10 protein-coding genes are annotated in these 12,087 nt (G+C 66.7%); 2 read left to right on the forward strand and 8 right to left on the reverse strand.

Going from position 1 to position 12,087, the window contains the following annotated elements:
- Positions 1-40: 40 nt before the first annotated feature.
- On the reverse strand, positions 41-913 hold the full coding sequence (locus G9Q80_RS09845; RefSeq protein ID WP_069211513.1) for an NAD(P)-dependent oxidoreductase: 873 nt from the start codon (positions 911-913) through the stop codon (positions 41-43).
- 103 nt (positions 914-1,016) lie between these two features.
- Here G9Q80_RS09845 and G9Q80_RS09850 point away from each other — a divergent pair, with 103 nt between their 5' ends.
- Together G9Q80_RS09850 and G9Q80_RS09855 are read left to right on the forward strand one after the other, a co-directional pair.
- On the forward strand, positions 1,017-3,482 hold the full coding sequence (locus G9Q80_RS09850) for a penicillin acylase family protein (RefSeq protein ID WP_088714998.1): 2,466 nt from the start codon (positions 1,017-1,019) through the stop codon (positions 3,480-3,482).
- Positions 3,479-4,357, forward strand: a complete 879-nt coding sequence (locus G9Q80_RS09855) for an aminoglycoside phosphotransferase family protein (protein WP_088714999.1) — start codon at positions 3,479-3,481, stop codon at positions 4,355-4,357. The genes G9Q80_RS09850 and G9Q80_RS09855 overlap by 4 nt, the downstream gene beginning before the upstream one ends.
- Before the next feature lie 36 nt (positions 4,358-4,393).
- Here G9Q80_RS09855 and G9Q80_RS09860 read toward each other — a convergent pair whose 3' ends face one another.
- From G9Q80_RS09860 to ntrX, 7 genes are all read right to left on the reverse strand, one after another.
- Entirely contained in the window at positions 4,394-4,885 is a 492-nt protein-coding gene (locus G9Q80_RS09860) for a P-loop nucleotide/nucleoside kinase family protein (RefSeq protein ID WP_088715000.1), read from the reverse strand.
- Between the two features lie 178 nt (positions 4,886-5,063).
- Positions 5,064-6,320, reverse strand: a complete 1,257-nt coding sequence (gene hflX / locus G9Q80_RS09865; protein WP_184757092.1) for a GTPase HflX — start codon at positions 6,318-6,320, stop codon at positions 5,064-5,066.
- 17 nt (positions 6,321-6,337) lie between these two features.
- Positions 6,338-6,577, reverse strand: a complete 240-nt coding sequence (gene hfq, locus G9Q80_RS09870; protein ID WP_023849333.1) for an RNA chaperone Hfq — start codon at positions 6,575-6,577, stop codon at positions 6,338-6,340.
- Positions 6,578-6,713: 136 nt separating this feature from the next.
- On the reverse strand, positions 6,714-8,216 hold the full coding sequence (locus G9Q80_RS09875) for a TrkH family potassium uptake protein (protein ID WP_088715002.1): 1,503 nt from the start codon (positions 8,214-8,216) through the stop codon (positions 6,714-6,716).
- Between the two features lie 66 nt (positions 8,217-8,282).
- Positions 8,283-9,659 (reverse strand): Trk system potassium transporter TrkA, encoded by a 1,377-nt coding sequence (trkA, locus tag G9Q80_RS09880; protein ID WP_074620357.1) that lies wholly within the window; start codon positions 9,657-9,659, stop codon positions 8,283-8,285.
- 373 nt (positions 9,660-10,032) lie between these two features.
- Positions 10,033-10,641, reverse strand: coding sequence for a hypothetical protein (locus G9Q80_RS09885; RefSeq protein ID WP_232788194.1), 609 nt, complete (start codon positions 10,639-10,641; stop codon positions 10,033-10,035).
- A 20-nt stretch (positions 10,642-10,661) separates the two neighbouring features.
- Positions 10,662-12,077: a nitrogen assimilation response regulator NtrX gene (ntrX, locus tag G9Q80_RS09890; protein ID WP_043139756.1), complete on the reverse strand. Its 1,416-nt coding sequence runs from the start codon at positions 12,075-12,077 to the stop codon at positions 10,662-10,664.
- Between the last annotated feature and the right edge of the window lie 10 nt (positions 12,078-12,087).

Below are 12,087 nucleotides of genomic sequence, written 5' to 3' on the forward strand. Positions count from 1 at the left end.
GCCCGGCGCAGCGCCAGGTCCCCGGCAAAAGCCATCGGCCTTACCCCATCGCCCGCAGGCGCTTGATCAGCGAGGACGTGTCCCAGCGCCCGCCGCCCAGTTTCTGCACGTCCTTGTAGAACTGGTCGACCAGCGCTGTCACCGGCAGCGAGGCGCCGTTTTCATTTGCGGTGCGCAGGCAGATATCCAGGTCCTTGCGCATCCAGTCGACGGCGAACCCGTGCTCGAACTCGTCGGCGATCATCGTCTGGTAGCGATTGACCATCTGCCAGGACCCAGCAGCCCCGCCGCCGATCACATCGACCACCGCGGCACCGTCCAGCCCCGCCTTCTCGGCAAAGTGCAGCCCTTCGGACAGGCCCTGCACGAGACCCGCGATACAGATCTGGTTGACCATCTTGCACAATTGCCCGGCGCCGCTGTCGCCCAGGCGTTTGCACAGCTTGGCATAGGATTGCATGATCGGCTCTGCCGCGTCGTAGTTCGACTGATCGCCGCCGCACATGATGACAAGCTGGCCGTTCTCGGCCCCCGCCTGCCCGCCGGACACCGGCGCATCGACGAATCCCAACCCGCGCTCCGCCGCCTGTTCGGCCAGTTCCAGCGTCACCTGCTGGGACACGGTAGTGTGATCGACAAAGGTCGCGCCCGAGGACATGCCGGCAAAGGCACCGTCTTCGCCGGTGCAGATCCCGCGCAGGTCATCGTCGTTGCCGACACAGGCCATGACGAAATCCGCGCCCTGCGCCGCCTCGCGCGGGGTTGCCGCCGCTGCGCCGCCGTATTCGGCCACCCATTTGTCGGCCTTGGCGGCGGTCCGGTTGTAAACCGTGACCTCGTGCCCGGCCTTGGCCATGTGGCCCGCCATCGGATAGCCCATCACCCCAAGGCCCAGAAACGCCGTTTTCGCCATCTTGTTCTCCCCTCGTCGCGTCAGCCAGCCTGCCCTTGGCAAGCCCGGGCTGGCAAGTTAATCCCGGTGCGATCTGACCTAGCCCATATGGACGGAGAACGAAATGGCGGTTGTGTTCCGATGGCTGTTGCGGCTGGCCAGCCTGGCCGTCGCCCTGATCGTCATCGGCGTGGCACTTGCCTACTACCTCGGGTCCCGCTCGCTGCCCGACTACGACAAGACCCTGCCCGTGGCCGGGATCACCGCCGATATCGAGATCGTGCGCGACAATTCCGCCGTTCCGCATATCATGGCCCTGTCGGACCGCGACGCATTCTTCGGGCTGGGCTACGTGCACGCGCAGGACCGGCTGTGGCAGCTGATGATGATGCGCCGCACCGCGCAGGGCCGCCTGTCGGAACTCTTTGGCCGCCGCACCCTGCGCACCGACACGCTCTTGCGCCGGCTGGACATCTACACCGCCGCCAAGGCCTCGGTCGAGCATCAGGACGCGCGCACGCTGGACGCGCTGGAAGCTTATTCCGCCGGCATCAACGCGCGCATCGCCGAGATCAACGCCAACAGCCTGGGACGCGGCGCGCCCGAGTTCTTTCTCTTCGAGGCGGAAATCGCGCCCTGGCAACCGGCGGATTCGCTGGCGGTGATCAAGCTGATGGCGCTGCAACTGTCGGGCCAGATCGGGGACGAGGTGCTGCGCGCCCGGACCTCCCTGCTGTTGGGGGATGAACAACGCCTGTCCGACATCCTGCCCGACATGCCCGGCAGCGGTGTCGCCGCCCTGCCCCGTGTCGCGCAACTGCCGCAGGGCAGCGGCACGCGCCAGGCCAGTGCCGCGCCGGTGGGGGGGGATTTCCTGTGGCCGGTGCCGCGGCGCGGGCTGGCGGGCGCGTCCAACGTCTGGGCCGCCGCGCCGGAACGCTCGGCCTCGGGCGGGACGCTGCTGGCCAATGACCCGCACCTTGGCTTTACCGCGCCGACCTTCTGGTATCTTGCCCGGATGCAGTTGAAATCCGGCGGCGTGATCGGCGCCTCGATCCCCGGCATTCCGGCCCTGATGGTGGGCCGGTCCGAGCAACTGGCCTGGGGCATCACCTCGTCCTACCTCGACGATCAGGACTTGTACTTTGAAGAGCTGAACCCGGACGCCCAGGGCGAGTATCGCACGCCCGACGGCTTCAAACCCTTCGAAACCCGCCAATCCATCATCCGCATCAAGGGTGAGGCGCCGGTCACGCTGAACCTGCTGTGGACGGACAACGGCCCGATCCTGCCCGCCTCGCAATTCAACCTGGACAAGATCACGCCGCCGGGGCACCTGGTCTCGCTGGCCTGGACCGCGCTCAGCCACCAGGACACCTCGGCCTCCGCCGCCATCGGGCTGATGATGTCGCAATCGGTCGAAGAGGCGATGGAAGCGTCCCGCCTCTATGTCGCGCCCTCGCAGAACCTGACCCTGATCGACGCGGATACCGTGGCGTTGAAGCTGGTCGGCGCCATGCCGCGCCGCGACCCCGCGCATGAAAGCCTGGGCCGCCTGCCCTCGCGCGGGTGGATCGCGGCGAACCGCTGGCAGGGGATCTTTCCCTTTTCGGCCAACCCCGAGTTCCTCGCCCCCGAGGGCGGCATCGTCGGCAATACCAACAACAAGCTGGTGGACCGCGCCTTCCCTGACCACGTCAGCTATAACTGGGGCGACAGCCAGCGCGTGCAGCGCTGGCAGACCATGATGCAGGGCCGCAAGGTCCACACCCGCGACAGTTTCGTCGAGGCCCAGCTGGACACGGTGTCGCCTGCCGCGCGCACCTTGCTGCCGCTGATCGGGCGGGACCTGTGGTACACCTCCGAGGCCGCGCCCGAGGGCACGCCGGAACGCCGCCGCCAGCGCGCGCTGGATCTGCTGGCCAACTGGAACGGCGAGATGAACGAGCACATGCCCGAGCCGTTGCTCTATTCTGCCTGGCTCCGCGCGTTGCAGGCCCGCCTGATCCGCGACGATCTGGGCCCGCTTGCCGAAGAGTTCGACCACGTCGAGCCACTGTTCATCGAGCGCGTCTTTCGCGATGTGGACGGGGCCAGCGCCTGGTGCGACGTGATCCGGTCAGCGGCAGTGGAAAGCTGCACCGACATCGCACGGCTGGCATTGGACGACGCGCTGATCTGGATCGAGGAACATTCCGGCAAGGCGCTGGAATCGCTGCGCTGGGGGGACGAACACCTGGCGACGCACGAACACCCGGTTCTGGGCCAGGTGCCCATCCTGCGGTACTTCGTGAACATCCGCCAGACGACCTCGGGCGGTGATCACACGCTTCAACGGGGCGTGACCTCGGGGCGCGATCCCGATCCTTTCGCCAATGTGCATGGCGCAGGCTATCGCGGCGTCTACGATTTCGCCGATCCCGACAGTTCGGTCTTTGTCTCTGCCACAGGCCAGTCGGGCCACCCGCTGTCGCGCCACTACGACGACCTTGGCCAACTCTGGCGGCGCGGCGAATACATCCCGATGTCGCTGGACGTGGGTCTGGCACGCGCCGCCTCTGTCGGGATCACCCGGCTGGTCAAACCATGAGCGAGGCCCGCGCGACCGAGGTGTTGAAAAAGCTCTGGCCGGAGTGGTCGGGGCGGCTGGAAGTGCTCCGCGACGGTCCGGATACCTGGGTTTACCGCCCGTCGCGCGGACGTGTCCCGGCGGTGGTCAAGCTCTGGCCGCGCAAGGCCGAGGCAAAGGCCTCGCGCCAGGCGCTGCGGCAGGCGGAACTGGCGGCGGTGCTCTCGCATGGTCCTTATCGCGTGCCGCGCGTGTTGTGGTTCGGCAAGGGCGCGCTGGTCATGCAGGACGCGGGCGGCCCCGACTTTCGTGAACGGCTGGAAACCGAGGCCCCCGGCCCGCTGCTGCGCTCCGCCGGGGAATGGCTGGCCGCCTACCACGGGCTGAGCCTGCGTGATCGCAAATTCCTGCCCAAGGGACAGGTCAACTGGCTGACCCGGCTGGTGGATGCGGTCGAGGCCGGTGAGCGTACTCCGATCGACGCAAAGGGGCTGGTCTCTGCCGCACGCGCGCTCAAGGAGACGCGCGCCACGGTCCGTGGCCTGCCTGCCACCCGGGCCATCACCCACCGCGACCTGACCCTCTCCAACCTCGTCAGCGGCGCCGAGGGCACGGTCTGGGGCATCGACTTCGAAAACGCGAAAGAGGACGAACCTCTGCGCGACGTCTTTTCCCTTGCCCTGGACGTGCTTGAGCTCACCGGGGACGAGTCCGTCCTGGCGGCGCTGCGCGAGGGCTATGGCGACGATGTCACCGCACCCGAGGTCCGGCTGTTCCTGCAACGCTGTTTCGCGATCAGCCTCTGGGCCAATACGCCGGTGTCGCCCTCGAAACGGCAACGCCGGCGCTGGGAGATTGCCCGCGACCTGCTGGAACGTGACAGCGCCGTGATCTGACCCCGTCCCGGGCCTGCCCCGGGACCTCCGGCCCCGTCAGGAGTCGTGCCGCACCACGTAGAACCCTTCCTCCGGCCCCGGTGGCATGAAGTGGCGGGAGAATTGGTGGAACTGCTCATCCGTCACGACAAAGGGGTGTGCACCCGAGGCATTGCGCCTGCGCAGCCGGTCCAGGCAGACCTCGTCCGGCGGGGCCAACAGGTGCAGTTCATGCGCGGCGCCCGTCGCCTCCAGGATGCCGCGCATCCAGGCGCGCTGGTCCAGGGTATTGGCCGCGAAATCCAGCACGACGGAGACCCCGGCATCCAGCAGCGCCGCAACATGCGGCCCCATGACCGCCCGCAGTTTCCCCGTGCACCGCAGGTAGTCGCGCGGCGTGGCCATCTGGTCGGCGAAAAGCCCGTCCAGCCAGCTATCCTCGGTGATCAGAACGGTGCCCTCGGGGCGGGCCAGTTGGGCCGCAAGGGTTGATTTTCCAGCGGCGATCTTCCCGCACATCATGTGCAGGGTCGGAAATTCAGAAGACATGACAGTGATCCTTGTGCGGCGCATCCCGCGCCATAGACGTTCAGACGACAGCTCACCCGGCCCGGCGGTTCAGGCCGGGAGCGTAATTCGGATGCGGCGCAGGGCGCCGGATGTCTGAACATGGATCAACATGCACCCCGGATCGCATGAAACGGGGTGCATGTCCACCGGGAGCCGGTCAGCCCAGCGTCTCGAACCGCGCCTTGTCGAGTGCGGACCAGAGCACGCGCAGGTGAAAGCCGTCCTCTTCCTGGCGCTCGTCCTCGACCAGGCCCTTTTCGAACAGCCAGGCCCGGCGCTTGCCCTCGGCAAAGCCCAGCACCAGGTCCTCTTCGACCCGTTCGGCGCCAAGCGCCTCTGTCACCGCCTCAAGGAACGCGTCCAGCCCCTCGCCCGTCAGGGCGGAGGTGACAAAGACGTCCGGGTTGCGTGCGGCGCGGATACGCACGGTTTCCAGCTCTTCCGGCCCCAGCCGGTCCAGCTTGTTCCACAGTTCGATCTGTGCGGTTTCCTCGCCCACGCCCAGGCTGTCGAGAATGCCGCGCACGTCCTCGGCCTGCTCTTCGGTCTCAGGGTGGGAGATGTCGCGCACATGCACGACCACATCCGCGGCAAGCACCTCTTCCAGCGTTGCCCGGAAAGCGGCCACAAGTTCCGTCGGCAGATCGCTGATGAACCCCACCGTGTCCGACAGGATCACATCGGCGCCCGTCGGCAGGCGTACCGCCCTCATCGTCGGGTCCAGCGTCGCAAAAAGCATGTCCTTGGCCATGACCTCGGCGCCGGTCAGCCGGTTGAACAGCGTCGACTTGCCCGCGTTGGTATAGCCCACCAGCGCGACAATCGGGTAAGGCACCTTGGCCCGCGCCTTTCGGTGCAACTCGCGCGTCTTGACGACCTTGTCGAGCTGCCGTCGCAGGCGCACCAGCTGTTCGTCGATGGCACGGCGGTCGGCCTCGATCTGGGTTTCGCCGGGGCCGCCGACGAATCCCAGCCCGCCCCGCTGGCGTTCCAGGTGGGTCCAGGCGCGCACCAGGCGCGTGCGCTGGTAGCTCAGGTGCGCCATTTCGACCTGCAACACACCCTCGCGGGTGGCCGCACGATCCGAGAAGATCTCCAGGATCAACCCGGTCCGGTCCAGCAGCTTGACCTTCCAGTCGCGTTCGAGGTTGCGCTGCTGCACCGGCGTCACCGGGCCATCGACCAGGACCAGGTCGATGTCCTCGGCCTCCAGCTTGGCGCGCAACTCCTCGATCTTGCCCGAGCCGAACAGCGCACCCGGATTCGGATCGCGCAACGGCACGATCTGCGATCCCACGACCTCAAGCCCCGGCAAGGCATGTGCCAGCGAAACGGCCTCTTCCAAGGCCATTTGGGCATCGCGGCGTGCCGGGTCGCTCTTGATGTCAGGATGCAGGACCCACGCCCGGGTCACAGGCGGCGCGTGTTCTCTCACGCGTCCCCTTCGCCGTCATACAGGTTGATCGGCTGGCTGGGCATGATGGTCGAGATTGCATGTTTGTAGACAAGCTGCGACTGGCCGTCACGGCGCAGCAGGACGCAGAAATTGTCGAACCAGGTGATGACACCCTGCAGCTTGACCCCGTTGATCAGGAAGACCGTCACAGGGACCTTTGTCTTGCGGACGTGGTTTAGAAACGCGTCCTGCAGGTTCTGTCTATCAGAAGCCATTGAATTGCCTTTATTCTTGCCGTGCCCGCGCGCCGGGCTGCCCTCGTCTGGGAGAGTATGGTATGCTGCGGCGGGAGTTTCCAGCCGAAAATCCCCGAATCCGTGCGCCCGATGCCCGGGGGATGTTCCTGCGCAACTATTCGCGCCAGACCTCTGGACTGATCATCACGATGATTGCCAGCAGTTCAAGCCGTCCCAGCACCATCGCCAGGCACAGGATCAACTGCGCGTCCCAGGGGATCGACGCCAGGTCGATCACCGCGGCGGTTTCGATCAGTGGCCCGGTGTTCGACAGTGTCGCAATGGTCAGCACCGTAGCCCGTTCGAAATCCACCCCGTAGGCCCCCAGGATAAGCGTCATTGCCGCCAGAGTCAGCGCGAAGAACATGAAGAAAACCCAGGCGATAAAGGCCCCTTCGCGCCGGATGCGGCGCCCCAGGGGGCCCGCCCGCCCCACGGAATGCGGATGCACCAGGCGCTCGATCTCGCGCTTGCCGTTGAGATAGAGCGCGTAGACCCGCAGCAGCTTGACGCCCCCGGCGGTCGTCGCCACGCCGCCGCCCACCAGCGCCAGCCCCATCAGGATGATCCCCGGCGTCGGCAGCCCGGACCAGTCCTGTGCCGTATCCCAGTCGCCGCTGATGAACCCGGTCGTGGTCAGGAACGAGGCCGCCGTGAACAGCCCGCCCCAGAGCGCCCGCAGACCCGCGATCCAGTTCTGTTCTTCTCCCACCTCGAAAGAGGCGACCCAGTGGCGCAGGAACATGGCCAAAGGCACGGCCACAACGATCATGACGCCAAGACGGAACTCTGGGTCGTAGAACAGGCCCCGTTCCTGGCGGGTATCGGCGGAAAAGGTCAGCCGCGACAGGGCGAAAAAGAGAAAGCAGAAGAGAATCATCTCCCCCGCGAGGCCGCTGGGCGCGGCCCCCAGGTCAGCTAGCGGCGTGATCCCGGAGGTCGCCATGACCGACATCGCATGGCTGACCGCGACCAGCGGCGGATCGCCCGCCACCAGCAGCATCACCGTCAGCGCCAAAGTCAGCCCCGTATAGACCGGGAACAGGACGTGCGCGCTGCGCATCAGCCGTTCCGCCGGGCTGGTCGGCCCGGTGTTCATGGCGCCCTGGGCGATGGATTGCCCGGGTTCACCGCTGGCCGTGACCTCGAATCCCCCCAGCGCCAGCGGTGCCAGGATCGCCGAAGCGGCGATCCACATCACCAGCCCGCCCATCCAGCCGACCTGCGCCCGCCACAGGTGTTCCGGCCCGGACAGGCGCGCGGCGTCGAACATCGTGGCCCCGGTGGTGGTAAAGCTCGACACCATCTCGAAATAGGCATTGCCGAAGCCGGTGGTCCGCACCGCCTCGTGGAAGGGCACCGCAAAAATCAGCGGCAGCACGACAAACCCCGCCGCCAGCGCCACGAGCTGGCGCAGCGCGCTCTGGTTGTGATGCCGGTTGCCCAGGGCCAGCGCCACCAGCGCGGTCAGGATCAGCCCCAGCAGCGCGCCATAGAAAAAGGTTCGTGCGTCGTGGTGTTCTTCGATGACATAGGCAAAGACTGCCGGCAGCAGCATCGAGAAGGAACCGAGCCCGGTGAGAAGCAGGAACAGAGGCAGACGCGCGATGGTCTTCATCGGCGGTTGCCTCGCCCTTGTACGCCTGTCACGGCAAAGGTCCCCATCTGCCTCACCGGACCGCGCCTAGAAGAAATCGATCGAGACCTGCAACAGGCGCTCGACCTCCGGGACATCGCCGGCGAGGGCAAAGATGACGATCTGATCGCCCTCGTCGATCCTGAGCGAGCCGGTGGGCTTGACCACCTTGTCCCCCTTGCGGACCGCTCCCACCAGGACGCCTTCGGGAAAGTCGATCTCGCGGATCCGGCTGCCGGAGATCGGCGACGTCGACAGGACCTCGGCCTCGATCACCTCGGCCTCGGCATCGCCGATGGAATAGACCTGGCTGACACGCCCGTGCCGGATATGGCGCAGGATCGAGCTGACGGTGGTCGACCGCGGGTTGATATAGGCGTCGATCCCCAGCGGTTCCATCAAGGGCACCAGCGTCGGGTCGTTGATCAGCGCGATCACCATCGGGCAACCGGCCGCCTTGGCCCGTACAGCGGCCAGCATGTTGACCTTGTCGTCATCGGTCACGCAGAGCGCCGCATCCGCCCGCGCCACCCCGGCCTCGACCAAGAGCGCCGCGTCCAGCCCGTCACCATGCAGGACGATGGTGCGCTCCAGCTCTTCGGCGGCCCGTTCGGCGTTCTTGCGGTTGCGCTCGATCATCTTGGCCCGCACGCGGATCTTGCCGGTCTCCAGCCGCCGCGCGACGGACAGGCCGACATTGCCGCCGCCGACGATCACGACGCGTTCCTGTTTGCGCAGGGACTTGCCAAAGATCTCCATCGTGCGTTGCACGTCATCCGCATGCACCATGACGTAACAGCTGTCCCCCTCGAACAGCTGGTCGCCGGATTCCGGCGCGAACAGCACCCCCTCGCGCCGGACCCCCACCACCACGGAGCGCAGCGTGGAAAACAGGTCGGTCAGCTGCCGCAAGGGCGTGTTCACGATCGGACAGCCCGCGTCGATGGTCAGCCCCATCAACTGGGTCTTGCCGTCCAGAAAGCTCTCGGTGTCAAAGGCCGCAGGTGCCGCCAGCCGCTGCAGGGCTGCGTCGGCCACCTCGCGTTCAGGCGAAATGACCACGTCGATGGGCATGTGATCGCGCCGGTAGAGGTCGGAATAGATCGCCGTCAGGTAGCTTTCGGCCCGCAGCCGCGCGATCTTGCGCGGCACCGCAAAGACCGAATGCGCCACCTGGCAGGTGACCATGTTGACCTCGTCGGAATAGGTGGCCGCAATCACCATATCGGCGTCGCGCGCGCCCGCCTTGTCCAGCACGTCGGGGTAGGATGCAAAGCCCGCGATCCCCTGCACGTCCAGCGTGTCGGTGGCGCGGCGCACGAGATCGGGATTGTTGTCCACCACCGTGACGTCGTTGCGCTCTCCGGCAAGATGGCGGGCGATCTGCCAGCCAACCTGGCCCGCCCCGCAAATGATGACCTTCATGCGCCCTGCGCTCCGATCTGCACCGCGTCCCGGCTCTGGCCTCATTGCCTCGCACGCGGGGGCAGCGCCGTCAATGGGTTGCATCCTCGGTCCCGAGCCGCTGTTCCCCGGAGCCATCTCTCGCATGATGCCGATCGGGGCCAGACGGCGCCGGGGCGCAAGGGGGCACAGCCCCGCGCGAACGCGCGGCTTGCCCTTGCGCCCCGGTGATGGCTGGTCCAGGCAGCAGGAAAGCGAGGGATGGGTTCGGGGAACAGCGGCACGCCTGTTCCCTGGTGATTCCTTGAGCGGTAAGACCGCGCCGAATGGCGCGCATCAGGGTCGGCGGGCGGGCGCCTTTGCAGCAAAGCCGCAAACAGTCCCGTTCCGACGACTATCGCTCCTCGCGGCGCGCGCGGCGGGCCCGTTTCATGGCAAAGACCTCGGCGCGTGGCACCCAGCGGTATTTCGGGTCGCTGGCAACCGGGCCGAACCACAGCCGCCCCCGCCCCAGCCGCCAGGGGTCCAGCACCAGCCCCCGGTCCATCGGCGCGCCACGGGTCGAGACGATGACCGTCGAATGTTCGATCCGCAGGTTGTCGGCATTGGCGATGGCCCGATGCAGCGAAAGGCTGCGCAGCCCTTCACGCTTCAGCCGCGCCTCGAGATCGTCCGCCCAGTCTTTGCACAGCCCGCGCGGTTTGCGGCCGGTGTTCACCTGGATGTTGTGGATCAGCGGCGGGTCCACAGCGTCCCAGCGGTCCGCCCAGACCAGAGGCTCGCGCACGGAAATGCGCGCCACCGCTGCCGCTTCTGCCGGGTCCACGTCCGGCCCCAGGTCCAGCACGGCCCGTTCCAGCAGCGCGATCTTCTCTGCGGGGGCCTCCGGAACCTCGGCAAAGGCGGGACCCGGCAACGCCTCGCCCGGCACTCCGGCCCCTGGGGGCGCCGCGCAGCCCGCCAGCGCCAGGCCCCCCATTCCCAGGGCCGCCCGCCGTGTCATCCTCATCCCGGCCACGCCGTTCAGGACACTTCCGAGATCGGCGCATCCACGCGCGCCACCCGCGCCCCGGACTTGGCCGAGGTGACGACGCCCAGAGACTTCAGCTTGCGGTGCAGGGCCGAGCGCTCCATGCCCACGAAAGAGGCGGTGCGCGAGATATTGCCGCCAAACCGGTTGATCTGGGTCAGCAGGTACTCCCGCTCAAAGGCCTCGCGCGCCTCGCGCAGCGGCAGCGTCGCCAACGTGCCCGACAGCACCACGCGTCCCTCCGCATCCTCGCCCGGCGCGGTTTCCTGCGGCAGTTCCCGCGCCTCGATCGGCCCGGTGCCATCGCCCAGGATCAGCACCCGTTCGACCAGGTTCTTGAGCTGTCGCACGTTGCCCGGCCAGGTCATCGTCTGCATCAGCGCCACCGCCTCCTCGGTCAGTTCGCGCACTGGCAGGCCCTGGGCCTGGTTGCACTGTTCGATGAAATGCCCCGCCAGCACCGGGATGTCCTCGCGGCGTTCGGCCAGCGAGGGCACGGCGATCGGCACAACGTTCAGCCGGTGGTACAGTTCCTCGCGGAAGCGGCCGGCGGCGATCTCGTCCTGCAGGTCGCGGTTGGTCGAGGAGATCACGCGCAGGTCGACACGCACCTTGTCGTTGCCGCCGACGCGGGTGAACTGCTGGTCCACCAGCACGCGCAGGATCTTGGACTGGGTGCCGGTGGGCATGTCGGCGACTTCGTCGAAATAGACCACCCCGCCATGCGCCTGCTCCAGAAGGCCCGGTTCGATCCCGCGCTTGGCGGTTTCGCGACCGAACAGCATCGCCTCCATCATCTCGGGTTCGACCCCGGCACAGTTGACCGTCACGAACGGCGCCTTGGCCCGGTTCGACTGGGCGTGGATATAGCGCGCGGCCACTTCCTTGCCCGCCCCCGCGGGGCCGGTCAGCATTACCCGGCCGTTGGATTTCGTGACCTTTTCCAGTTGTCCCAATAGCGCGCGGAAGGCGGCGCTTTCACCGATCATCTCGGCGGATTTCACCTCGCCACGTTTCAACTGCACGTTCTCACGCCGCAGGATCGAGGTTTCCATCGCGCGCCGGATCACCACCAGCAACTGGTCGATGTTAAAGGGCTTTTCGATGAAGTCATAGGCACCCTGCTTGATGGCGGCCACGGCGATCTCGATATTGCCGTGGCCCGAAATGATGACCACGGGAATATCGGGGTTGTCGCGCTTGACGGTCTTGAGAATGTCGATCCCGTCCATCTTGCTGTCCTTCAGCCAGATATCCAGGATCAACAGCGCCGGCGGCTCGGCGTTGATCTCGTTCATCGCCTCCTGGCTGTTGCCTGCAAGCCGGGTGGCAAAGCCCTCGTCCTCGAGGATATCCCCGATCAATTCCCGGATATCGCGTTCGTCGTCGACGATCAGGATGTCGCTCATTGTCTCTGCC

The organism is Mameliella sp. LZ-28 (assembly GCF_012274245.1).
Classification (GTDB): domain Bacteria; phylum Pseudomonadota; class Alphaproteobacteria; order Rhodobacterales; family Rhodobacteraceae; genus Antarctobacter; species Antarctobacter albus.